The following is a 23,352-nucleotide window of genomic DNA, read 5'->3' on the forward strand; positions in this document are numbered from 1 at the left end:
GGGCGGGGGCGGCGGTCAGAAGTCGTCGTCGAACGTGACGCTGCCGGTCACCCCGACCTGGTACGCCGACACCCGCCGCTCGAAGAAGTTGGACAGCTCCTGCACGTCCTGCAACTCCATGAACGCGAACGGGTTGGCGCTGCCGTACATCGGGGCGATGCCGAGCACCGCCAGGCGCCGGTCGGCCACGTGCTGGAGGTACTCGCGCATGTCGGCCAGCGACATCCCCGGCACGCCCTGGCCCAGCAGGTCCGCGGCGAAGCTCACCTCGCACTCCACCGCCTCGGCCAGCATCTCCTTCACCTGCTTCTCCATCTCGGCGTCGAACAGGTCCGGTTCCTCGGCGCGTACGGTCTCCACCACGTCGAACGCGAACGCCATGTGCATGGACTCGTCCCGGAACACCCAGTTGGTGCCGGAGGCCAGCCCGTTGAGCAGGCCCCGGGACCGCAGGAAGTAGACGTAGGCGAACGCGCCGTAGAAGAACAGGCCCTCGATGCACGCGGCGAAGCAGATCAGGTTGAGCAGGAACGCCCGCCGGTCGTCGCGGGTCCGCAGCTCGCGCAGCTCGAAGATCGAGTCGATCCACCGGAAGCAGAACTCGGCCTTGCGGGCGATCGACGGGATGTTCTCCACCGCGGCGAACGCGGCGAACCGTTCCTTCTCGTCCGGCACGTACGTGTCGAGCAGGTTCAGGTAGAACTGGACGTGCACCGCCTCCTCGAACAGCTGCCGGGACAGGTAGAGCCGGCCCTCGGGCGAGTTGACGTGCTGGTAGAGGTTGAGCACCAGGTTGTTGGCGACGATCGTGTCGCCGGTGGCGAAGAACGCCACCAGCCGCGACACCAGGTGCCGTTCGGCGGGGGACAGCTTCGCCAGGTCGGCGAGGTCCGAGTGCAGGTCCACCTCCTCGACCGTCCAGGTGTTCCTGATCGCGTCCTTGAACCGGTCGAAGAAGCGCGGGTAGCGCATCGGCCGCAGGGTCAGGTCCATGCCGGGGTCGAGCAGCATGTGCCGGGTCGGTGCGGTGGTGGTCACTGGCATGCCTCGCAGCTCTCGGGGTTCTCCAGGGAACAGGCCAGCGCCTCGTCGTCGCTCACGGCGGAGACCACGCCGGGCACCGGGGCGGGCACCGGGGCGACGGTGGCCTGCTGGATGCGGGTGGCGGGACGGGAACGCAGGTAGTAGGTGGTCTTCAGCCCGGCCTTCCAGGCGTACAGGTACATCGAGGACAGCTTGCCGATGGTCGGCGCGCTCAGGAACAGGTTGAGCGACTGGGACTGGTCGACGAACGGCGCCCGCGCGGCGGCCAGGTCGATCAGCGCCCGCTGCGGCAGCTCCCAGGCGGTGCGGAACAGCTCCCGCACCGGCGCGGGCAGCTCGGTGATGTCCTGCACCGAGCCCTCGGCCCGCTTGATCCGGTCGCGGACCTGCGGCGTCCACAGTCCGCGGGCCTTCAGCTCCCGCACCAGGTACGTGTTGACCTGGAGGAACTCCCCGGACATCGTCTCGCGCTTGAACAGGTTGGACACCTGCGGCTCCACGCACTCGTAGCAGCCGGCGATGGAGGCGATGGTGGCGGTCGGTGCGATCGCCACCAGCAGCGAGTTGCGCAGCCCGCCTGCGGCGATCCGCTCGCGCAGCGCCGCCCACCGTCCGGCCTGCGCCGGCTCCGCGCCCCACAGGTCCGGGTGCAGGTCACCCTTCGCGGCCCGGGTCTGCGGGTACGCCGGATGCGGCCCGAACTGCTCGGCCAGCCCGGCGGAGGTCTCCAGCGCGGTCAGCAGGATCTCCTCCTGCACCCGGGTGGACAGCTCCTTCGCCTCGGGGGAGTCGAACGGCAGGCGCAGCGTGAAGAACGCGTCCTGCAACCCCATCAGGCCGAGCCCGACCGGCCGCCAGCGCGGGTTCGACGCCGCCGCCTGCTCGGCCGGGTAGTAGTTGATGTCGATCACCCGGTCGAGGAACACCACAGCGGTGCGGACCGTGGCGCGCAGCCGCTCCCAGTCCACCCCGTCGGCGGTGACGTGGGCGCCGAGGTTCACCGAGCCGAGGTTGCACACCGCCGTCTCGGCGTCGTCGTTCACCTCCAGGATCTCGGTGCACAGGTTGGACAGGTGGATCACGTTGCCCGGCTCACCGGTCTGGTTGGACAGCCGGTTCGCGGCGTCCTTGAACGTCATCCAGCCGTTGCCGGTCTGCGCGAGCGTGCGCATCATCCGCCCGTACAGGTCCCGGGCCCGTACCGTGCGGACCGCGTTCTTCTCCGCCGCCCGGTACGCGGCGTCGAACGCCTCCCCGTACAGGTCGGGCAGCTCCGGGGCGTCCGACGGATCGACGAGCGACCACTCGCCGTCGGCCTCGACCCGGCGCATGAACTCGTCCGGGATCCAGTTGGCCAGGTTGAGGTTGTGCGTACGCCGGGACTCCTCGCCGGTGTTGTCCCGCAGCTCCAGGAACTCCTCCACGTCCGGGTGCCACGGCTCCAGGTAGACGCAGGCCGCGCCCTTGCGCCGGCCGCCCTGGTTGACCGCGGCCACCCCGGCGTCGAGCGTCTTGAGGAACGGCACGATGCCGTTGGACCGGCCGTTCGTGCCCCGGATCAGCGCGCCCCGGCCGCGCACCCGCGACCAGGCGATGCCGATACCGCCGGAGAACTTCGACAGCTTCGCCACCTGGTGGTAGCGCTCGTAGATCGAGTCCAGCTCGTCGCGCGGCGAGTCGACCAGGAAGCACGACGACATCTGGGTGTGCCGGGTGCCGGAGTTGAACAGCGTGGGGGAGCTGGGCAGATAGGCCAGGCTGGACATCAGCCGGTAGAAGCCGACCGCCTCGCCCGGGGTGCGGGACAGCCCGCAGGCCACCCGCAGCAGCCAGTACTGCGGCGTCTCCACCACCAGCCGCGACTGCGGGTGCCGCAGCAGGTAGCGGTCGGCCACGGTACGCAGTCCGAAGTACTCGAACCGCCTGTCGCCGTCCGGGTCCACGGCGTCGTCGAGCTTGCGGGCGTGCCGGGCGACGAACGCGGCCGTCTCGTCGCCGATCAGCCCCAGCCCGTGCGCGTACGCGATCGACTGGCTGAAGCTCGCCACGCCCTGACCGCGGACCTCCTTGTCCACGTACGCGGCCAGCAGCCTTGCCGCCAGCTTCGAGTACTGCGGCTCCTCGCCGATCAGCTCCGCCGCGGTCTGGATCGACAGCCGGTCCAGCTCGGCGGTGGTCGCCCCGTCGTAGAGCCCGCTGATCGTCTTGGTGGCCACCCGCAGCGGGTCCACCTCGTCCAGGTCGGCGACCCAGCGTTCGACCGCCCGGACGATCTTGCCGACGTCCACCGGCTCGGTGTCGCCGTCCCGTTTGCGTACCCGCATCGCCGGCCGGCGGGCCTCGGACCCGCCGCCGGTGGCCGGCGGGCTTTCCTGCACGACAGTCATGACCTCTCCTCGCTGTCACCGTCTGGAGACGGCGGGAGACGCCAACGGGCACGGCGCGGCCGGCCCGGCTGCTGGCGTCGGTCGTCCCGCGCGACCTCCGGCCGCCGTACGCGGAGGCGCACGGCGCGCTGGCAGGTCTTCGGACTCGCGGGCCCGACCGGGGTCGCCGGTCGCCTACCGGCCGTCGCTTCCCAGGCCGGTGGCCCAGTGCTGTTGACGGCTGTCGTTCCCACTCACCGCTGCGGGGCAGTCCCGGATTTCCACCGGGTTCCCTCTTGCCTCGGCCCCGCCCCGGAGGGCTCGGCCGAACCAGCTGCGGCACCACCATATATGGCGGTGGGGGCGGTTGGGCAACACCAGATGTCGTGTCGGGCGTGTCGCATGGATCTCACTGTCCACAGTGCCTACCCCCGATGCCGGCGCTCGCCGCCGGGCGCGATACTCGGCGTATGGGGAATACCGGACGCCGCTGGGCGTGGGTGGCGGTCCTGCTCGTCGGCGTCGGGCTTCACCTGCTGGTGCTGGAGACACTGTCCGGCACCGGCACCGTCACGTTCGTACCGGCGCTGATCGTGCTCGGCGCGTGCGTCGCGCCCGCCACGTTCCTGGCCTTCGCCCAGGGGCGGCCGGCCCGCCGCCCGGTCCCCGGCTCCGTCGTCGGCGTCGCCGCGCTTCTCGGCGGCGTGGTCGGCGTGGTCGCCGCCGGCTGGCTGGAGTACGGCACGCTGCACCGCCTCGGCGTCCTGCCGATGGCGCTCGTCGGCCTGGCCGAGGAGACCGCGAAGCTGATCGTGCCGGCCGGCATCCTGCTGCTGTGGCGGCGGCACCGGTCACCGGCGCAGGGCCTGGTGATCGGCGTGGCCTCCGGCGCCGGGTTCGCCGCGCTGGAGACCATGGGGTACGCGTTCGCCGCGTTCGTCGGGTCGGAGGGCAACCTCGGCGCCGTCGAGCGGACGCTGCTGGTTCGCGGTCTCACCGCGCCCGCCGCGCACCTGGCCTGGACCGGGCTGACCGCCGCCGCGTTGTTCACGTTCGCCGCCGCGCCCGGCGGCCGGAGACTGGCGGCGTTCCTGCTCACCTTCGCCGCCGCCGTCACGCTGCACACCTGCTGGGACACGTTCGGCACGCAGCCCGCGTACGTGTTCATCGGCGGTGTGTCGCTGGGCTGGGTGCTGCTGCGCCTGCACCTGGACCGCGAGCGGCCCGCCGCCCCGCCCCGGGCGCCGGAGCGTGATCCTCACCAGCTCGCCGAGGTGGCGGGGTCGGAGCCCTCCTGATGCCGCCATCTCGGCGAGCTGGAGTCGAGCAAGCGTCAGCCGGCGGCCAGCCGGACACCGAGCGCGACGAAGGCGACAGCGCAGAGCCGGTCGACCCGCCGCGACCAGCGGCTGTCGCCCCAGCGGCGGGCGAACCGCCCGGCGCCCACGCCGAGAGCCAGGTCCACGGTGAGCTGCACCGCGACGAACAGCGCGCCGAGCAGCACCAGCTGTGCCGCCACCGGGCCCGCGTCGGGCCGGACGAACTGCGGCAGGAACGCCACGCTGAACAGGATCATCTTCGGGTTGAGCAGGTTCGTGAGCAGCCCGCGCCGGAACGCCCGCCCGGCGCCGCCGCCGTCCGCCCCGTCCGCCGCGACGCCGGGCCGGCCCGTGCCGCGCAGCGCCCGCAGGCCCAGCACGATCAGGTACGCCGCACCGGCCCACCGGATCGCGGTGAACAGCACCGGGGACGCGGCGATCACGGTGGCGAGTCCGGCCACCACGGCGGCGACGTGCACCGCCTCCCCGGCCGCGACCCCGAGCGCCGCCACCGCCCCGGCCCGCGCGCCGTACCGGGTGGCGTTGGCGAGCACGAACATCATGTCCGGCCCGGGGGTGAGCATGAGCACCACGATCGCGGCCAGGTATCCCGCGAGCGTGGCCGCCGACAGTCCGAGCACGCCTCAGCCCTCCTCGGCGCCGTCGAGCAGCGCCCGGCGCAGCGCCAGCCGGTGTTCGCGCCGGATCTGCGCCTCCCGGTAGCACCGCCGGTCACCGTCGGTGCCGGGCAGCAGCGGCGGCACCGGCCGGGGCTGGCCCTCGTCGTCCACGGCCACCATCACCAGGTGCGCGGTCGCCACGTCCACCGGCGGCACCGCGCGGTCCCAGCGGTCCGCGCTGACCTTCACGGCCACCTCCATCGAGCTGCGGCCGGCCCAGGTGATCCGGGCGTCCACGTGCACCACGTCACCGACGCGGACAGCGCGCAGGAAGGCCGTCTCGTCGATGGCGGCGGTGACGGCCGGTCCGTCGGAGTGGCGGGCGGCGACCACCCCGGCGACCGAGTCGATCAGGTTGAGGATCCGGCCGCCGTGCACCGTGCCCATCAGGTTGGTGTGGTGCTGGTCCATGATCTGCGACAGGGTCAGGTGCGACGCCGACGGTGGTCGGCCGGTGAGGGTGATGGCATCGGTCACGGTGCGGTTCCGTCCTCGCAGAAGCGGACCGCCGACCGGACGGGGGAGTTGCACGTCGAGGCACGCCGACGGCTCCCGCCCGGCGTGTCACCCGCCCGACCCACCCGCGAGGTCGACGGCAGCGCGCACCGGTGGTACGCGCGACGCGGGCAGGTCTTCGGACTCGCGGGCCCGACCGGGGTCGCCGGTCGCCTACCGGCCGTCGCTTCCCAGGCCGGTGGCCCAGTGCTGTTGACGGCTGTCGTTCCCACTCACCGCTGCGGGGCAGTCCCGGACTTCCACCGGGTTCCCTCTTACGACACCCGGCCGTCGCCGACCGGGTGAACCAGCGCTCCCGGCAGCCTAACCCAGCCCCGACCCGCCCTCGCCGCGACCCGCGTTCCGCCCGTCCCGCAGACGCGCAGGCTCTTCGGCGCACCCGTTGCCGGGCCGCCGACGCGGACGCGGTCCACAGAAGGGGACTCGCCTCCCGCTTTGTAGGACGCCCGGAGATCTTGGAAGGAAAGCGCCCCTAGAGGGGCCGTTTCGTACCAAGATCTCCCGGGCCGTCCGCATCGGCGGGTGACGGGTCAGGACGAGCGGCGACGGCGGAGCAGCAGTGCCGCCGCGCCGGCCACCGCCACCGCGGCGACCGCTGCGCCGGCCAGCAGGCCCACCGGCAGACCGTCGTCGGCGTCGGCCGAAGCGTCGGCGCTCGCCGGAGAGGCGTCGGCGCCTGCCGCAGCGCCCGCCGAAGCCGAAGCGCCCGCCGAGACGTCTGCGGAGGCGGCCGGCGAGGGAGCGTCGGTGGTCGAGGACGTGGCGGCCGCCGGGGGAGCGGCCGGGTCGGCGACGGTGAAGCGGTACGAGCCCTGGACCGGGTGGCCGTCGCGGGAGACCACGCGGTAGGCGACGGTGTAGGTGCCGTTGCCCAGCGGCTCCTCGATCGTCACCGTGCCCGTCGCGCCGTCCACGGCGGGCGCGCTCGCGGGCACCTGACGGTCGGTGGCGTCGCGCAGCGTGATGGTGGTGAAGGCCGGGTTGAGCCGTTGCAGGAACCGCAGCGTCACCTGCGTCGGCGCGGTGGTGAGCCGGGCGTCGCGGGCCGGCGTGGCCTCCTGCAGCGAGTTGTGCGCCGCCGCGGGCGTGGCCGGGACCAGCAGCAGCGCCGCGGTGAACAGCGCGGCGAGGAGTGCGGAGACGGTACGGGTACGCATGACGCGCCTTCCTGGTCGTGGTCAGCGTCGTGGTCAGCCGAGCAGTTGCTGGCCGATCCAGCCGCCCTCGGGGCAGCCGGGCGGTACGGCGAACACGGCGGAGCCGATCGGGGTGGTCCACTCGTTGAGCAGGTCCCGTTCGGCCAGCCGCCGCTGGATGGGCAGGAACTGCCGGGCGATGTCGGCCTGGTACGCGGCGAAGACGAGCCCGCTGTCCGCGTGTCCCTCGGCGGTCGGCGCGCCGTCGTAGTTGTAGGGCCGGCGCAGGATCTTCTGCCGGTCGTCGGTGACGCGGGCCCGGGTCAGGTGCGAGAAGTCCGGGATCACGGTGAGCCCGTCCGGCCCGAGCGCGGCGAAGTCGGGCTCGTCGTGCTCCGCCTCGCCGGTCAGCGGCGCGCCGGTGTCGAGGCGCCGGCCCACCGCGAGTTCCCGGTCGGCGCGGCCGAGCAGGTCCCACGTCTCCAAATTCATGCTGATCCGGCGCACCACCAGGGTGGTGGAGTCGCGCAGCCAGTCCGGCCCGTCGGTCACCCAGACGGCGGTGTCCGCCGACACGCCGGGCCTCGGGTTGGCGGTGCCGTCGAGCTGGCCGAACAGGTTGCGCTGGGTGCGTCCGGGCTCGGCACCGGCGGCCCGGCGGAAGCCCTGCTGCACCCAGCGGACGGTGGCGAACGGGCGGCTGTCCTTGGTCAGGACCCGTTGGGCGTGCGCGACGGTGAGCGGGTCGTCGGCGCAGATCTGCAGCAGCAGGTCGCCGCCGGACCAGCGGGGCTGCAACCGGTCGATCCGGAACGCCGGCAGGTCGGCCACCGACGTGGGGCGGCGGTCGTCGAGCCCGGCGGCGGCGTAGAGCCCGGGGCCGAAGCCGAACGTGACTGTCAGCCGGGCCGGCAGCAGGCCCAGTTCCGGCTCGGTGTCGGCCAGCGCCGGGCGACCCTGGGTGAGCCGGGCGGCGTCGTCGGAGAGCAGTCGCAGCATCCGCCCGCTGGCAGGTATGCACGCCAGAGGCTAGGGACTTTGCTATGATCCTGTAATGAGACCATTGTAGGTATTATCAGGCCCACCATCGTGTTCGCATTGGTGCTCTTTCAAGCCTCAATTGGGTATTTTGGGATGCGCAAGAGTCGACGTACCGACCACAGTTGGCTCGTCATTTACTCAGCCTTCCACGCTCACTCAATTCAGCTGGTTGCATCTCGAGACGCCTAGACCTGCGTCAGAAACAAGACAATACCCGCGACTCACTGCATTATTCTTATAATACACGGGAGTTAACCGTGTCCGGGCGCAGCGTGAACGCGACGAACGGGGAAGAGCCTGGGGCTCGGTGGTGACACCGGACTGGCGCGCGCCGGGGAACGGCTCGACAGCGCTGCCGACCTGGGCCACCGGGACGGCGTCGTCGGGGCGTACCCCGTGGGAACTGAGGGCGGCGAGGGCACCCGCGCCGGCCAGCGCGCCCCCGGCGGCCGCCGCGCCGCCGGTGAGCAGGCCGCGCCGGCTGACCCGGCGCGCGGGCGCGCCGGTTCCGGTCATGACGCGGGGCTCGCGCCGTGTCCGGGCGCGTACGTCTCCTGGGCGCCGGTGAACGGCTTGGCCCCGCGGTGAACGTCTGGGTGCGCCCGTCGGCGAAGGTGAGCGTGACGTCGAGCTGGTCGCCGGGGCGCACCGGGCGGGTCAGGTCCATCAGCATGAGATGGTCGCCGCCGGGCTCCAGCGCGGCCTGGGACCGGGCGGCGACCACGACGCCGCCCTGCTTCTGCCGCATCGCCATCTTCCCGTCGGTCATGGCCATCTCGTGGATCTCGGCCCGGGACACGTCGGTGGTCACCCCGGTGATCGTGACGTCGGCGTCGCCGTCGTTGACGAGCGTGGCGAACGCAGCGGTCATGCCCTTGTCGGCGGCCTTCACCCACGGGTCGCGGATCGTCAGCACGCCCGCTGCCGCGCTCGCCGGGGCCGAGGCGGGCGCCGACGCCGACGGCGCGGTTGTGGGCGTGGCGTCGGCGGAGCCGCAGGCGGCGAGGGACGCGGCCAGGACGGCGGCGCCGATCAGGGCCGCCGTGCGTGGGAAGCGTCGACTGGTGGTGCTGGGCATGCGGTCGTCCCCTCGAAGATCCGGTGTTCGTACCGTTGGTCGGGGCGGCGCCGCGGATAGTTCCGGCCCGGGGAGTCGGTCGCGTCACATGCCGGCCGGGCTCACCGCGACCGGGGACCGGGGAGCGCCCGGAAGGCATAATGGTTCCGGGTGTCACGTGGCGCGCCGGGCGCGGCCGTGGCCGGAGAGGGCGCCCGGACGAGGGAGGCGGACGGTGACGGCGACGACCGGGGCGACCCGCAACACCCGGCAGCGCGCCGAGGTGCTGGCGCTGCTGCGGGAGCTGGACGGCTTCCACAGCGCGCAGCAGTTGCACCAGATGCTCGTGCAGCGGCAGGCGAAGGTGGGTCTGACCACCGTCTACCGGACGTTGCAGCTGCTCGTCGACAACGGCGAGATCGACTCGGCTCGGCTGCCCGGCGGCGAGCACCTCTACCGGCGGTGCAGCCAGAGCCGCCATCACCACCACCTGGTCTGCCGCCGCTGCGGCCGTGCGGTGGAGGTGGCCGGCCCGGCCGTGGAGCGGTGGGCCGACCAGGTCGCCGCGCAGCACGGTTTCACCGACGTCGGGCACACCCTGGAGATCTTCGGCACCTGCGACCGCTGCGCCGCCTGAGCCACCGGCGCGGGCGGGCCGGTGACCCGCCCGCGCCGGACCGCCGGTCAGCAGTTGCGCAGCGCCGGTGACTGGTTCAGCAACTGGCCGCGGCTGGAGGTGAACCGGCGGTACGCCTCGGAGCCGGCCGCGCCGGGGCGGAACGCGGCCACCCGGTGGCAGTTCTGGAACGCCAGCGTGATCCCGAAGTGCCGCTCCAGCCCGGCGCGGATCGCGTCGCTGGCCATCGCGCGCAGCAGTTGCCCGCGCTCGGCGTCGCCGGGCGGCGGCACGACGTTGTCGGCGAACTCGGCGTCGGTCGCGGCCAGGTCGGCGGCGACCCGGCTGACCGTCTCCCAGGCGTACGGCAGGGAGTCGCGGACACAGGCGACGAACGCCTCCTCGTCGACGGGACCGGTCTCGGCGGCGTGCAGCAGGGCGGGCGGAACGGTGAGCGACATGGGTCCTCCGGCAGCTCTAACGAACACGGTTTCCATTACCATCTGAGGACACCACGTCACCGGACGACCGTCAAGGACCGGCGCACGCGAAACGGCGGACGGACCCGAAGGCCCGTCCGCCGTGTGACGTCGCGGAACGTGTCAGCGCAGGTGCGCCTCGATCGCCTCGATGACCCGGGGCCGCAGCTCGGCGGCGCGGATCACCGCGTCGACCGAGCCGACCTCGACCGCCCGCTGGATGCTGTGCACCCGGTCGAACTCGGCGGCCACCTCGCCCAGCTTCTCCGCCCGCACCGACCCGCGCAGCTCGTCCAGCTCCGCGCTGAGCGTGGCCCGCTCGGTACCGGTGGCGGACGCCACCCGGCTCTCCAGCTCGCGTACCCGGGAATCGGCCGCGGTGCGGGCGGCGACCTCACCGGCGAACACCACGGCGGCGGCCGGCGCGCCACCGAGCACCGAGGCGAACGACCCCTCGATCGCCAGCACCGTCATGTCCGGGTTGAGCGCCTTGGAGAAGACCACGAACGCGCCGCCGTGATAGCGCGAGATCACGCAGAACACGATCGGGCCGCGGAAGTTGACGATCGCCCGGCCGATCTCCGCGCCGTACTCCAGCTGCAGCTTGCGCATCGACTCGGGTGAGCCGTCGAAGCCGGACAGGTTCGCCAGCACGACCAGCGGCCGGTTGCCGCTGGCCGCGTTGATCGCCCGCGCGGCCTTCTTCGACGAGCGCGGGAACAGCGTGCCCGCGGTGTAGGTGTCCGGGCCGTCGGTGGGCGGGAAGCCGTGCCGGGGCACCGACCGCGACTCGATGCCGAGCAGGCACACCGGGATGCCGCCCAGGTGCACGTCCTGCACCACAGCGGTCTCCGCGTCGGCCATGCCCGCCCACCGCTCCAGCACCGGATGGTCCTGGTCGGCGAGGGCCCGCATGACGGTACGGATGTCGAACGGCTTCTTGCGGTCCGGGTTCGCGGTGGCGGAGAAGATCTCGCCCACCGTGGCGAAGTCGCTGCCGGCCACCGCGTGCGGGTAGCCGCAGATGTCCCGGTCCACCGGGTCCATGGTGACGGCCCGGCGCGGCGCGTGCTCGCCCGGCACGACGTACGTGTGGTCGTAGTGCGCCATCAGCACGTCCCGTGCGCCCGGCAGGTCCGGCGCCCAGTACTGCGCCTGCCCGTTCGGGCCCATCACCCGGTCGTAGCCGCCGATGCCGAAGTTGTCCTCGGCGGACACGCCGCCGGAGAAGTCCAGCGACTGCTTGCCGGTGAGCACCATCGCCGAGTCGGGCGTCATGACCAGCACGCCCTTGGTGTGCATGAGCATCGTCGCCTCGGCGTTCCAGTACGGCTGGGCGCCGACGTTGATGCCCGCGACCACGATGTTGATCTCGCCGCCGTCCTGGGTGAACTCGACGATCCGCTTCAGCGCCGCGGCCACCCAGTCCATGTTCTCGGTGCCGGAGGTCATCGAGATCCGGGCGCCGGCGCTCAGCGCGTACCACTCCAGCGGCACGCCCATCCGCTGCGCCAGGTCCAGCGCGGCGATCACCCGCCGGCACTCCGGCTCGGACAGCGCGCCGAGCGACTTGGTCGGATCGCCGAGCAGCACCACCCGGGTCACGCCCTGCGGGTGGCGGGGCGTCGGCGTGGTGACCACGCCGGCCACGATCGCCGCGCTGTTGCGGCCCTTGGGCCGGTCCACCGGCACCAGCTGGTGGTCCGCGTCCAGGTCGTGCTCGACGAAGTCGCCCAGCAGCCCGGTCAGCTCGTACGGGTAGACGGTGTTGCGGCTGGCCGCCCGCAGCACCTTCAGCCGGTACTCGTCCAGCGGCTCGACCGGCTCGCTCGGCGGCTCACCCACGTCCAGCCGGGCGTGCCCGGTGACGTCGAAGGTGATCCGCACGCCGACCTTGGTCAGCTCGCCGGTACGGCGGTCACGCTGGCGCGCGATGAACAGGATCTCCTCCAGCTCCGCGCCCACCGTGGTGGGGCGTACCCGGCCGGCGATCAGCTCCATCTCCTCGCGGGTCAGCTCGCTGGGCGGCCACACGTAGATGACGATCCGGTTGGTCGGGAACCGCGACTTCGACGGCCGCCGCGACTGCGCCCGGCGGATCGAGTCGATGCAGGCCGCCACCGTGTCCTCGGTGGTGGGCAGCGACACCAGGCGGCCGTCCTGCTCCCGCAGCCCGGTCAGGTCGCGTACCTGCGCGAACGCGACCAGCCGCTGGTCGGACGGGTTCTGCCGGGCCACCGCCTGGAACAGGTAGACCTCCTCGTCCAGCGACGGCAGGCGGGTCAGGTCGAACTCGCGCAGCCGCTCCAGCTGCATCCGCTGCGCGATGTGCGGGTGCAGGCCGCGGATCAGGCGCTCCTCGGCCATCCCGTCCGCGCCGGGCCGGAACGTGAAGTGGTGGTGCATCACCGCGCCGCCGCGCCCGGCGACGGTGGTGGTGATCCGGCGTACCGCCGCCGGCAGCGGGTGCGCGTTCAGCACGTCGAGCAGCGCGGCGGCGGTGGCGTCGAAGTCCTCGGGCTGGTTCTCCCAGGACAGGTAGACGTCCGCGTCGACGGCGTCGCGCTCGCCGGCCACCTCGGCCAGTCCGCGCAGCGCGTCGCCGAGCGCGTCGAACCGCACCGCCGCCGACACGACGCTCGAACCGTCCCGCCCGGCCACCACGAACGTGCAGCCACCGGTGGCCCGGGTGGTGACCTCGGTGAGCGCCTTGTTGCCGTAGTAGCGGCGGGTCAGCACCTCCAGCATCGTCGCGTTGTCCAGGTCGTCGCGGACCAGGCGCTGGCCGAGCAGCCGGACCAGCGGCTCGGTGCTGCGTACCATCTCGGCGACCCGGTCGGCGCGGTCCGGCGCGTCCGGGTGCGTGTCGAGGTGCCGCAGGTGCGCGCGGACCCGCGCGTAGACCCGGGCCCGGTTGCGGCGCAGCAGCGGCTGGGCGAACCAGGCGAACACCACGCCGCGCGCCAGGTCGGCGACGACCGGGAAGCGGACCTGGGTGGCCGCGACGAGACGCTCCAGGGTGAGGCCGGCGGGCTCGCGCAGCGCCTCGTCCGGCGGCGGCTCGCGCAGCCACGAGCGCAGCAGCGCGGCGATCACCGTGGCGTCCGCGGCGGCCCGCTGCAGGGCCAGGAAGATCCGGAAGACCGCGGCCTCCAGCTCGGGGGAGCGGTCCAGCTCGGTGACGCCGTAGTGGGCGAGCGCCTTGGCGAGGCGGGCCCGGAACGAGTCCGGGGAACCGGCCCGCTCGACGTCGAGACTCTGCAGGTAGGTGTGGAAGTACTCGCGGGCGCTGTGCACGTGCCCGGCCGGCCCGTCGTCGCCGGGACGGTTGCGGCTCAGCTCGGCCAGGTCGGCGAAGACGCCGACCAGTTCCAGCTCCTCGGCCAGCGGCCGGTGCCCGGCCTCGGTGGCCGCCCGGCGCGCGTCCAGGTAGTCGTCGAGCACCCGGCGCTCGTCGTGCGGGTCGACGTCGTAGCCGAGCAGCAGCGCGCACAGGTCCTCCTGGCCGCGCTCGGCCCGGGACCGCGCCGGCACGTCCGCCGCAGGCGCCGGCAGGTCCAGCTCGACAGCGGGACCGGCCGGGCCGTCGGCGGCCTCGGCGCCTTCCTCCGCGAGCGGCTCCAGACGCAGCAGCGGCGCACCCGCCTCCACCTGGGTGCCGACCTGAACCGACGACTCCTTGAGGCGGGCCCGGAACGGCGCGCGCAGCACCGTCTCCATCTTCATCGCCTCCAGCACCAGCACCGGCGCGCCGGCCTCGACCTCCGCGCCGACCGCAAGTGGCGTGGCGACCACCAGCGCCGGCATGGGGGAGCGCACCACGCCGCCCTCGTCGCGGCTGATCCGGTGCGTCACGCCGTCGACCTCGACCAGGTGCACCGGGCCGTGGGTGTCGGTGAGCAGGCGGAACCGGGCGCCGTTGACGGCGATCTGGCCGGTGTGCCGGTCGAAGCGGTCCAGCTCGACGTCGGCAGTGCGCACGTCGCCACCGGCCTCGACACCGACCCGGAACCGGTGCGCGCCGACCCGGGCCACCCGCATCCGGTAGGTCACGCCGCGCAGCTTCAGGTCCAGCGGCCGGCCGCTGCGGTGCTGCACCTGCGGGCGTCCACCCGCCGCTGTGGACAGCAACCGCTGCCGCTCGGCGGTCTCGTCCTCCTCGTACGCCTCGATCGCGGCGGCGGCGAGCGCGACGGCGGAGTGCCGGTGCGCGACCAGGCGGCCCTCGCCGCGTACCCGGTCGATCCAGCCGGTGTCCGCGCTGGCGTCGATCACCTCGGGCTGGTCGAGCAGGTCGAGCACGAAGCTCTTGTTCGTCGCGCCGCCGGCGATGACCACTGTGGTGTTCGCCATCGCCCGGCGCAGGCGGCCCAGCGCCTCGTCCCGGTCCCGGCCGTACGCGATGATCTTGGCGATCATGGAGTCGAAGTCGGCCGGGATGGTGTCGCCCTCGCTGACTCCGGTGTCGACCCGGATGCCCGGCCCGGCGGGCAGGTCCAGCCGGGTGATCCGGCCGGGGGAGGGCGCGAAGTCGCGGTCCGGGTCCTCGGCGTTGAGCCGCGCCTCGATCGCGTGCCCGCGCTCGACCGGCGGCTCGCCGGTGAGCCGGCCGCCACCGGCCACGTGCAACTGCGCCTTGACCAGGTCGAACCCGGTGGTCGCCTCGGTGATCGGGTGCTCGACCTGAAGGCGCGTGTTGACCTCCAGGAAGGCGAACAGCCGGTCGCCCGGGTGGTAGAGGAACTCGACAGTGGCCGCGCCCCGGTAGCCGACCGCCACCGCCAGGCGCTCCGCCGACGCCTTCAGCTCCGCCGCCTGCTCCGGGGCGAGCACCGGCGACGCGGACTCCTCGATCACCTTCTGGTTGCGCCGCTGCACCGAGCAGTCCCGTACCCCGAGCGCCCACGCGGTGCCCTGGCCGTCGGCGATCACCTGCACCTCGACGTGCCGGGCGCCGGTGACCAGGCGCTCCAGGAACACCACGCCGCTGCCGAACGCCCGCGCCGCCTCCTGGCTGGTGCGCTCGTAGGCGTCGGCCAGTTCGGCGTCGCTGCGGATCACCCGGATGCCGCGCCCGCCGCCACCCGCCGTGGCCTTCAGCATCAGCGGGTAGCCGATGTCGGCCGCCGCGCGCAGCGCGTCCTCCAGGCTCTCCACCGCGCCGCGGCTCCACGGCGCGACCGGCACGCCGACCTCCTCGGCGATCAGCTTCGCGCCGATCTTGTCGCCGAGCTTGCGCATGGCGTCCGGGCTCGGCCCGACGAACGTCACGCCGATCTTCTCGCACAGCTCGGCGAACGCCGGGTCCTCGGCCACGAAACCCCAGCCGACCCAGGCGGCGTCCGCGCCGGTCTCCACCAGCGCGCGTTCCAGCGCCTTCAGGTCCAGGTACGGGCGGGCGGACGCGGGGCCCAGGTCGTAGGCGACGTCCGCCTCGCGGACGAAGGTGGCGGTACGGTCGACGTCGGTGTACAGCGCGACGGTCTCGATCCGGCTGCCGGTCTCCGCGGCCAGTTCCCGGACCGCGTGGATGAGCCGCATCGCGGACTCACCACGGTTGACGATGGCGACACGGGTGAACACGTGACCGTCCCCTTCGATAGAACCACGGTGGCGCGCCGGGTGGCGACGATGCCCCCGGCTTGCCTCACCCTTCCGCCTGCGCGCGTACGGCGCCATGTCGTAACGGCCGAAGCCTGAGCGGGAGCCGTTGTAGGAACCGAACAAAACTTTTTAGCCAGCCACTCACTACCCGCCGGTACGCGCTACGGCGCCGGACCCGTGCGGGGCCGGCGCCGTGGCGTGGGAGGGTGCGGGCTCAGCCCGGGATGTCCCGGGGGTCGCGCTCGCGGGGGTAGGTGTTCTTCTCGCCGATGGTGCCGTCCTGCTTCTTGATCACGTGCTCGGTGCCGCGCTCGACCGCCATCTCCCGGCCGGCCGCCTCCGCCTCCGCCTTGGTGTCGTGGCGGCTGCTCGCGCGCTCGTTGCCCTCCGGCCGGTTCTTCCACTGCCCGTCCTGCTGGTAGGTGTCGATGTCGCCCTTCGCCATGCCGTCAGCTCCCTCGATCGCGTGTCCGATGACAAATGTCTGCCCATGCGAGGGGAGTGCTAATCCTGGCGGCCCGGATCCGTGCCTCACGCCGTGGCGTGCAGGCCCTGCCAGGCGCCGTAGCCGCCGAGCAGATCGGACACGTCGGCGTGACCGGCGTTGCGCAGCAGGCTGGCGGCGACCGAGGAGCGGTAGCCGCCGGCGCAGTGCACGACGATCGGGCGCCCCACGGGCACCTCGCCGAGGCGGTGGGTCAGCTCGGCCAGCGGGATGTGCCGGGAACCGTCCACCGCGCCCTGCTCCCGCTCGCCGGCGTTGCGGACGTCCAGCACCACCGGCGCGTCCGGGCCGTCGAGGGCGTCGCGCAGTTCGGTGGCGGTGATCCGGCTGGCCCGGGTCATCTCGGTGACCATCTCCAGGAAGGCGTTGTCGGGTTCGCGGAGGTAGCCGATCACGTGGTCGAAGCCGATCCGGGCCAGGCGGACGACGATCTCCTCCTCGCGGTCCTGCGGGGCCACCACGAGCACCGGCCGGTCGGGTGCGACGACGCTGCCGGCGGTCTCGGCGAACCGGCCGTCGGCCGGGACGTTGAGCGCGCCGCGCAGGTGCCCGGCGGCGTACTCCTGCGGGTCGCGGGCGTCGACCACGACGGCGCCGTCGGCCCGGGCGGCCAGGAACTCGGCCGGGGTGAGTGGGCGGGCCGGCCGGGCGTGGTCGAACAGCTCCCGGGTCTTGCGGTTGAGCACCGCGTCGAAGGCGAAGTAGCCGGGCGCGGCCGGCTGACCGCCGGTGACCAGGGCGAGGAAGCGCTCCTCGCTCATCGGCGCGCAGGCGTAGTTGGTGCGGCGCTGCTCGCCGATGGTGGACTGCCGTTCGGTGGACAGGTTCTTGCCGCAGGCCGAGCCCGCGCCGTGGGCGGGAAAGACGCGTACCTCGTCGGGCAGGCCCATCAGCTTGCGCTGCACGCTGTCGTAGAGCATCCGGCCGAGTTCCTCGGCGGTCACGCCGAACGAGGCGAGCAGGTCGGGGCGGCCGACGTCGCCGATGAACAGCGCGTCGCCGGTCAGCACGCCGTACGGGACCGGGTCGTCGGCGTGTTCGTAGACGAGGATGCTGATCGACTCGGGTGTGTGGCCCGGGGTCTCCATGATCTCCAGGGTCACGTCGCCGAGGCTGATCCGTTCCCCGTCGGTGAGCTTGCGGCTCGGGTACTCGGTCTCGGCCCGGTGCCCGTAGCCGATCCACGCGCCGGTCGCGGCGGCCACCTCGAGGTGCCCGGCGAGGAAGTCGGCGTGGAAGTGGGTGTTGACGACGCCCTCGATCGTCAGGCCGTGCGCCTTGGCGTCGGTGAGGTACTCGTCGATGTCCCGGCGCGGGTCGACGAGCACGGCCCGGCCGGTGCGGTCGTCGGCGATCAGGTACGAGGCCTGGGACAGGCAGTCGAGGTAGTACTGGGTGAACAACATGAGCCGCACTCCTTCGCGCAGTGATGTCGGGCGATACGACAACTGTAGCGCATACCCCGGGGGGTATATTCCGAGGCGGCTGTCGCCCGGAAGTATTTGCCGGAACGGCAAGGTTCCTTGCTGGCCGGTGGACCCCGGCGCACGATGGCGAGGGCCCGGGCGGGCAGACGCCCGGCGGCGAGGAGGCGGACATGACGGGGCACCACCACGAGCACCCGGCGGCGGACACCGACGCGGCCCGGTTCTGGGACGAGCGGTACGGCCAGCGGGACCGGATCTGGAGCGGCCGGGTGAACCCGGTCCTGGCCGAGGTGGCCGCCGCGCTGCCCCCGGGCACCGTGCTCGACCTGGGCTCCGGCGAGGGCGGCGACGCGGTGTGGCTGGCGTCGAAGGGATGGCGGGTCACCGCCGTGGACATCTCGTCCGTCGCGCTGGACCGCCTCGCGGTGGAGGCCGAGCGGGCTGGGGTGGCGGAGCGGATCACCACCGTCCGGCACGACCTCACCCAGGGCTTCCCGCCCGGCCGGTACGACCTGGTGTCCGCGCAGTTCTTCCAGTCGCCGCTGGTCCTGCCCCGGGAGAAGGTGCTGCCCCCGGCGGCCGAGGCGGTCGCTCCCGGCGGCCGGCTGCTCGTCGTCGAGCACGGCGCGCCGCCGCCCTGGGCCGGGCCCGACACCGGCCACCACCGGTTCGCCGAACCGGAGGAGATCCTGGCCGCGATGAGCCTCGACCTGGACGGCTGGGACACCGAGCGGCTGGGCGCGGCGCGCCGTACCGCCACCGGCCCGGACGGCCAGACCGGCGAGCTGATCGACCACGTGGTGCTGGTGCGGCGCCGCTGACCCCGGTCAGGCCCGCGCGGGCGGCCGGGTCAGCACCAGCACCAGCAGCCCGGCCGCGCACAGCGCGGTGCTCATGCCGTACGCCCACCGGTAGCCGACCTGCGCGGAGAGCCCGAGCAGCGGCCCGGCGAGCATCGCGCCGATCGGAAACGTGTTGGTGAACAGCGTGGTGGCCCGGCCCGGCTCGCCCGGCAGCAGATCCTGCACGTAGGCGATCCCGACGCCGGACACCGCGGCGATGAACAGCGCGTTCACCGGCTGCGCGAACAGCAGGAACGGCACGCTCGGCGCCAGCGCGGCGGCCGCGTAGTAGGCGACCCCGCAGCCGCCGCCGACCAAGATCAGCGGCCGCAGCCGGACCCGCGCGGTCAGCGCGCCCAGCCCGAGGATCAGCGGGATCTCCAGCGCCGCGCACAGGCCCAGCACCAGCCCGGCGCGGGAGGGGTCGTCGTGCAGTTCGGTGTCGATGAACAGCGGCATCGCCTGCACACCGACCGTCAGCGGACACTGGAGCAGCACGAACGTGAGCGCCGTCAGCGCCAGCCGCAGCCGGGACGCGCCGCGCGGGCCGGGCGTGGCGCCGTCCGGATCGGCCGCGACCGGCCGCGCCGGCAGCGGCAGCTCCTCCAGCCGGAACGCGGCCACCAGCGCGGCCAGCGCGTACATGACGGCGGCCATGCCGTAGACCAGGCGGAAGCCGCCGACGTCGAGCAGCACCGCGGCCAGCGCCGGCCCGGCCACCCAGGCGACCGAGAACACGGTACGCATGAGGCTGACGCCGAACGCCGCCCGCGCCGGATCGTCCCTGTCGAACAGCGCCCGGGTGTACGCGAACGACTGCGGGAACAGCGAGTTCGCCAGCGCGGTGGCGGTCGCGGTCAGCCCCAGCAGGATCCAGTAGTCCCGGACGTACGCGGTCAGGCCCGCGCCCAGCACGCCGGCCAGCGCGGCGCCGACCAGCAGCGCGCGCCGGATCGGCAGGCGGTCCGACAGCCGGCCGATCAGCGCGGAGGCGACCACCCCGGACAGCGGCGCGACGACCAGGAACACGGTCACCCGTAACGGACTGGCGTGGACCTCCCGGTCGAGGAACAGCGACAGGAACGGCAGCACCACGGCGGTGGACAGACCGACGGTCAGGAAGACCACACCCAGCGGGAGCAGCCGGAATCGGCCGGCGCGCACCGCCGGCCTCGTGTCCACAGCCATGCGGCGGACTGTACGCCGCGGCGGCGCGGCGGCCGACCGGGTTTCCGCGGCCCGGACGGTCCCGGCGCTCAGCCGGCCGGGCGGGGCGGTACGCCGGCCCGGTCGCAGGCCTCCCGGTACATGCGCACCACCTCCCGGCGGATCTGCGCCCGTTCGGTGAGCCGGTGGGCGAACGGGACGCGCACCGGAACCTCCGTGCCGCCGACGGTGACGGCGAAGTCGATGCCGTCGGCGTCCAGGCCGGTGGTGCGGGCCGCGGTGGCGTCCGGCCGGCCGCCGAGCGTACGGCAGATCAGCAGCGCGTCCCCGGCGTGGTCGTCGTTCATGTGCCGGCTGACGGCGGCGACCACCTCCGGCGGAAAGCCGGCGCTCACGCGGCGCCCTCCCGGCTGCCCGCCGCCACCAGGCGACCCAGGTCGGTGAAGACCGCGATGTTGTGCTCGTACGCCACCAGCACCTCGTCGCGCAGCGCCGCCCGGCCGGTCTCGTCCAGCGCGAGCGCGTCCAGCCTCGCCCGGTAGGCGTCCTTGTACGACTTCGGATCGGTGATCCGCGGGAAGCGGTAGAACGACGCCCCGGCCTCGCCGGTCACCCCGTAGTACCGGGCCACGCAGCGCCCGATGTGCCGCCCGCCGGACAGGTCGCCGAGATAGCGGATGTAGTGGTGCGCGATGAACCGCTCGGGCGATCCGGCGCAGGCCGAGGTGATCCGCGCGGCGTACGCGACAGCGGCCGGGACCGGCTCCATCACCTCGCGCCAGCGCGGGCCGAGCAGGAACCGCAGGTCGGCGGCGAGCGCGGGCAGCCGGGTCAGCGCGTCGTCGACGAACGGGCCGGCCAGCGGGTTCTCGCGCATCGTCTCCGCGACGCCCTCCAGCGCCGCGTAGATGCCGTGGTGCGCGACGACGAGCGCGGTGTAGCCGGCCACGTCGAGCTCACCGGCGGTGAGCGCGGAGACGTACCGCTGGGACTCGGCGCTCTGGTGCGCGTCGCGGGTCTCGGCGCGCAGCCGGGCCGCGAACGTCTGTGTATCCATCTGCTATCTCTCCTCGTCGGCTGACGGTCTTGCGGGCCGGCCGCGTCGGGGCACGATCAGCGGCAGCCCGTCACGCGGGTGGGGGACGACGTCGATGTCGTACCGGTAGACCCCGCTGAGCAGCGGGGCGGTGAGCACGTCGCGCGGCGCCCCGGCGGCGCGGACGCGACCGTCGCCGAGCAGGGTCACGGTGTCCGCGTACGCCCCGGTCAGCGTCAGGTCGTGCAGCACCACGACCACGGCGTCCCCGGCGCGGGCCCGCTCCCGGGCGATGTGCATGACCAGTTCCTGGTGCCGCAGGTCGAGCGCGGCGGTCGGCTCGTCGAGCAGCAGCGTGGTGGCCCGCTGCGCCAGGACCCGGGCCAGCGCGGCGCGGGCCTGCTCGCCGCCGGACAGCGCGGGGTACGGCCGGGCCGCGAAGCGGGCGACGTCGCAGCGGTCGAGCACGTCGGCGACGACGGCGTCGTCCTGGTCCCGCTCGGGTCGCCCGGCCCACGGCGCCCGGCCCATCCGCACCACCTCCCCGACCGTGAACGGGAAGCTGAGCGTGTTGCGCTGGGCGAGGACGGCGCGGCGCCAGGCCAGCTCCACCGGGCTCCACGACTCGCGGGGCAGCCCGTCGACCTCGATCCGGCCGGCGGCGGCCGGCACGTCACCGCTGATCGCGCCGAGCAGCGTCGACTTCCCGGCGCCGTTCGGCCCGACCAGGGCGTGCACCTCGCCGGCGCGTACCCGAAGGTCGATCCCGTCGAGCACGGTCCGGCCGGCGCGTTCGACGCGCAGCCCGGCCACCCGGATCCGGACGTGCCCGGCGGGCGCCGGGCGCGGCGGACGGGCGGCGGCGAACCGGCGCGGTGTACGCGGAAGGCTCATCCCCAGCCTCCGGCCCGGTCGCGGGTGCGGCGCAGCAGCCAGAAGAACGCCGGGCCGCCGATGACCGCGGTGAGCACGCCGAGGGGCAGCTCCTGGTGTTCGACGAGGGTACGCGCCGCGAGGTCGGCGCCGATCACCACGACGGCCCCGCCGAGCGCGCTGGCGACCAGCAGCACCCGGTGGCCCGGTCCGGCGACCATCCGGATCAGGTGCGGCACGACCAGTCCGACGAAGCTGATGATGCCGGTGAACGCGACAGCGGCGGCGCCGAGCAGCGCGGTGACGACGATCAGCCGCAGCCGCAGGCGTTCGGTGTTCACGCCGAGGTGCCGGGCGGCGGGTTCGCCGAGCGCGAGCAGGTCGAGCCGGCGCGCGTCGGCGCAGGCGACGGCGAGGCCGACGAGCAGGCACGGCGCGGCGAGACCGACGGCCGTCCAACTGGCCTGGGCGAGGCTGCCGAGGTTCCAGAACGCGATGGCCTGCACGCCGGACTGGTCGGTGACGAACATGAGCAGCCCGATCACCGAGCCGGCGACCGCGTTGACCGCGACGCCGGTCAGCACCAGCGTCACCACCTCGGTCCGGCCGCCGGCGCGGGCCAGCGCGTACACCAGGTAGGTGGTGGCGAGGCCGCCGGCGAAGGCGGCGAGCGGCACGGTCCATCCGCCCAGGACGGTGACGCCGGTGACGATGGCCAGGGCGGCGCCGACGGCGGCGCCGGCCGACACCCCGATGACGCCGGGCTCGGCGAGCGGGTTGCCGAAGACGCCCTGCATGACCGCGCCGGCGCAGCCGAGGGCGGCGCCGACGACGGCCGCCAGCAGCACCCGGGGGAAGCGGACGATCCAGAGCGCGTTCTCGCCCTGCGCCGCCGACGGCAGCGGACCGAGGTCCAGCCCGAGGCGGTGCAGCACGGAGCCGAGCACCTCGGCGGGGGAGATCGCCACCTGGCCGCGCCCGGCGGCCAGCAGGGCGACGAGCACGAGGGCGGCGCCGAGCCCGGCCACCAGGACGGCGCCCCGCCGGCCGGGCGACCGGGGCGCGCCGGTGACTGGCGCCGGGGCGGCGGGTGCGGGCCGCTTCCGTAGCGTGGTCACGACGGGTCCTCGCACGAGTAGACGGCGCGGGCCAGGGCCTGGACGACCCGGCCGGAGCGGACGCCGAAGGTGAGCAGCGTGCCGTCGGCCATGTCGACGACGCGCCGGTTCGCCCCGGCCGGCGTCTGCGCCACGCCGGGCAGCTTCACCAGACCGTCGACGCCGCCGACGGAGGCGAGCCCGGCGCTCATCACCAGGATCACGTCGGGCGCGGCGTTGATGAGGCCCTCGCTGGTCAGCGGACGGAACTTGGACAGCCCGGCGGCGCTGCCGGCGTCGACGCCGCCGACCGCCTCGATCATCGCGTCGGACCCGGCGCCCCGGCCGCCGATCAGGTAGACCCCGGCGGTGCCGCGCAGGTAGAGGAACGCGATCCGTGGCGCGCGGCCCGCCGGGGCGGTACGCCGGGCCTCGGCGATCTCGCTCCGCACGCGGCTCACCAGCCGTTCTCCGGCCTCGGGCACGCCGAGCGCCGCCGCGATCGCGCGGATGTGCGCCGGTACGCCGTCGAGCGTCGGCTCGGCAG

18 protein-coding genes, 2 pseudogenes and 2 riboswitches are annotated in these 23,352 nt (G+C 73.7%); of the genes and pseudogenes, 3 read left to right on the forward strand and 17 right to left on the reverse strand.

The features are described from left to right. Positions 1-15: 15 nt before the first annotated feature. Entirely contained in the window at positions 16-1,044 is a 1,029-nt protein-coding gene (locus MCBG_RS01830; RefSeq protein WP_043323372.1) for a ribonucleotide-diphosphate reductase subunit beta, read from the reverse strand. Beyond that, entirely contained in the window at positions 1,035-3,431 is a 2,397-nt protein-coding gene (locus MCBG_RS01835; RefSeq protein ID WP_043323373.1) for a ribonucleoside-diphosphate reductase subunit alpha, read from the reverse strand. The genes MCBG_RS01830 and MCBG_RS01835 overlap by 10 nt, the downstream gene beginning before the upstream one ends. Positions 3,432-3,543: 112 nt before the next feature. Beyond that, a riboswitch (cobalamin riboswitch) is annotated at positions 3,544-3,760 on the reverse strand. A gap of 120 nt (positions 3,761-3,880) precedes the next feature. On the opposite strand from MCBG_RS01835, the gene MCBG_RS01840 reads away from it, so the two are divergent. Continuing rightward, entirely contained in the window at positions 3,881-4,708 is an 828-nt protein-coding gene (locus MCBG_RS01840) for a PrsW family glutamic-type intramembrane protease (RefSeq protein ID WP_043323375.1), read from the forward strand. Between the two features lie 35 nt (positions 4,709-4,743). Here MCBG_RS01840 and MCBG_RS01845 read toward each other — a convergent pair whose 3' ends face one another. The 5 genes and pseudogenes from MCBG_RS01845 to MCBG_RS01865 form a co-directional block, all read right to left on the reverse strand. After that, complete coding sequence (locus MCBG_RS01845) at positions 4,744-5,370, reverse strand: LysE family translocator (RefSeq protein WP_030499184.1); 627 nt, start codon at positions 5,368-5,370, stop codon at positions 4,744-4,746. A 3-nt stretch (positions 5,371-5,373) separates the two neighbouring features. After that, positions 5,374-5,886 carry an acyl-CoA thioesterase gene (locus tag MCBG_RS01850; RefSeq protein ID WP_043323377.1) on the reverse strand — a complete coding sequence of 171 codons (513 nt, stop codon included), beginning with the start codon at positions 5,884-5,886 and terminating at the stop codon, positions 5,374-5,376. Between the two features lie 130 nt (positions 5,887-6,016). Then, positions 6,017-6,218: riboswitch (cobalamin riboswitch) on the reverse strand. A gap of 237 nt (positions 6,219-6,455) precedes the next feature. After that, positions 6,456-7,082: a copper resistance CopC family protein gene (locus tag MCBG_RS01855; RefSeq protein WP_043323378.1), complete on the reverse strand. Its 627-nt coding sequence runs from the start codon at positions 7,080-7,082 to the stop codon at positions 6,456-6,458. Positions 7,083-7,115: 33 nt separating this feature from the next. Next, positions 7,116-8,072, reverse strand: a pseudogene (locus MCBG_RS01860) (Dyp-type peroxidase); the annotation flags it as partial. Positions 8,073-8,614: 542 nt separating this feature from the next. After that, positions 8,615-9,180, reverse strand: a pseudogene (locus MCBG_RS01865) (copper chaperone PCu(A)C). A 214-nt stretch (positions 9,181-9,394) separates the two neighbouring features. Between MCBG_RS01865 and MCBG_RS01870 the strand changes: the two are divergent. After that, positions 9,395-9,796: a Fur family transcriptional regulator gene (locus MCBG_RS01870; protein ID WP_043323380.1), complete on the forward strand. Its 402-nt coding sequence runs from the start codon at positions 9,395-9,397 to the stop codon at positions 9,794-9,796. Between the two features lie 47 nt (positions 9,797-9,843). On the opposite strand, the gene MCBG_RS01875 is transcribed toward MCBG_RS01870, so the two are convergent. The 4 genes from MCBG_RS01875 to MCBG_RS01890 form a co-directional block, all read right to left on the reverse strand. Next, positions 9,844-10,236 carry an SCO5389 family protein gene (locus tag MCBG_RS01875; RefSeq protein ID WP_043323383.1) on the reverse strand — a complete coding sequence of 131 codons (393 nt, stop codon included), beginning with the start codon at positions 10,234-10,236 and terminating at the stop codon, positions 9,844-9,846. Positions 10,237-10,377: 141 nt separating this feature from the next. Continuing rightward, a complete protein-coding gene (locus MCBG_RS01880; protein ID WP_043323385.1) occupies positions 10,378-15,837 on the reverse strand; it encodes an ATP-binding protein in 5,460 nt (1,819 codons plus the stop codon). Between the two features lie 235 nt (positions 15,838-16,072). Next, on the reverse strand, positions 16,073-16,303 hold the full coding sequence (locus MCBG_RS01885; RefSeq protein WP_043323386.1) for a DUF2188 domain-containing protein: 231 nt from the start codon (positions 16,301-16,303) through the stop codon (positions 16,073-16,075). Positions 16,304-16,389: 86 nt separating this feature from the next. After that, the gene (locus MCBG_RS01890; RefSeq protein ID WP_043323388.1) at positions 16,390-17,769 is read right to left on the reverse strand and encodes an MBL fold metallo-hydrolase; all 1,380 of its coding nucleotides are present in this window, start codon (positions 17,767-17,769) and stop codon (positions 16,390-16,392) included. Between the two features lie 191 nt (positions 17,770-17,960). Between MCBG_RS01890 and MCBG_RS01895 the strand changes: the two genes are divergently transcribed. Next, positions 17,961-18,611 (forward strand): class I SAM-dependent methyltransferase, encoded by a 651-nt coding sequence (locus MCBG_RS01895; protein ID WP_043323390.1) that lies wholly within the window; start codon positions 17,961-17,963, stop codon positions 18,609-18,611. A 6-nt stretch (positions 18,612-18,617) separates the two neighbouring features. Here MCBG_RS01895 and MCBG_RS01900 read toward each other — a convergent pair whose 3' ends face one another. From MCBG_RS01900 to MCBG_RS01925, 6 genes are all read right to left on the reverse strand, one after another. Further along, positions 18,618-19,820 (reverse strand): sugar efflux transporter, encoded by a 1,203-nt coding sequence (locus MCBG_RS01900; protein ID WP_223200997.1) that lies wholly within the window; start codon positions 19,818-19,820, stop codon positions 18,618-18,620. Between the two features lie 68 nt (positions 19,821-19,888). Further along, positions 19,889-20,194: a DUF2470 domain-containing protein gene (locus tag MCBG_RS01905; protein WP_013286808.1), complete on the reverse strand. Its 306-nt coding sequence runs from the start codon at positions 20,192-20,194 to the stop codon at positions 19,889-19,891. Continuing rightward, on the reverse strand, positions 20,191-20,856 hold the full coding sequence (locus tag MCBG_RS33460) for a biliverdin-producing heme oxygenase (protein WP_043323393.1): 666 nt from the start codon (positions 20,854-20,856) through the stop codon (positions 20,191-20,193). The genes MCBG_RS01905 and MCBG_RS33460 overlap by 4 nt, the downstream gene beginning before the upstream one ends. Positions 20,857-20,859: 3 nt before the next feature. After that, positions 20,860-21,729: a heme ABC transporter ATP-binding protein gene (locus MCBG_RS33465; RefSeq protein ID WP_051610918.1), complete on the reverse strand. Its 870-nt coding sequence runs from the start codon at positions 21,727-21,729 to the stop codon at positions 20,860-20,862. Then, the gene (locus MCBG_RS01920) at positions 21,726-22,826 is read right to left on the reverse strand and encodes a FecCD family ABC transporter permease (RefSeq protein ID WP_043323395.1); all 1,101 of its coding nucleotides are present in this window, start codon (positions 22,824-22,826) and stop codon (positions 21,726-21,728) included. Before MCBG_RS01920 ends, MCBG_RS33465 begins: the two co-directional genes overlap by 4 nt. Continuing rightward, positions 22,823-23,352, reverse strand: a 530-nt coding sequence (locus tag MCBG_RS01925; RefSeq protein WP_043323397.1) for a heme/hemin ABC transporter substrate-binding protein, incomplete at its 5' end; no start/stop codon positions are given. The genes MCBG_RS01920 and MCBG_RS01925, both read right to left, overlap by 4 nt.

It is taken from the genome of Micromonospora sp. M42 (genome assembly GCF_000568915.1).
Taxonomy (GTDB): domain Bacteria; phylum Actinomycetota; class Actinomycetes; order Mycobacteriales; family Micromonosporaceae; genus Micromonospora; species Micromonospora chalcea.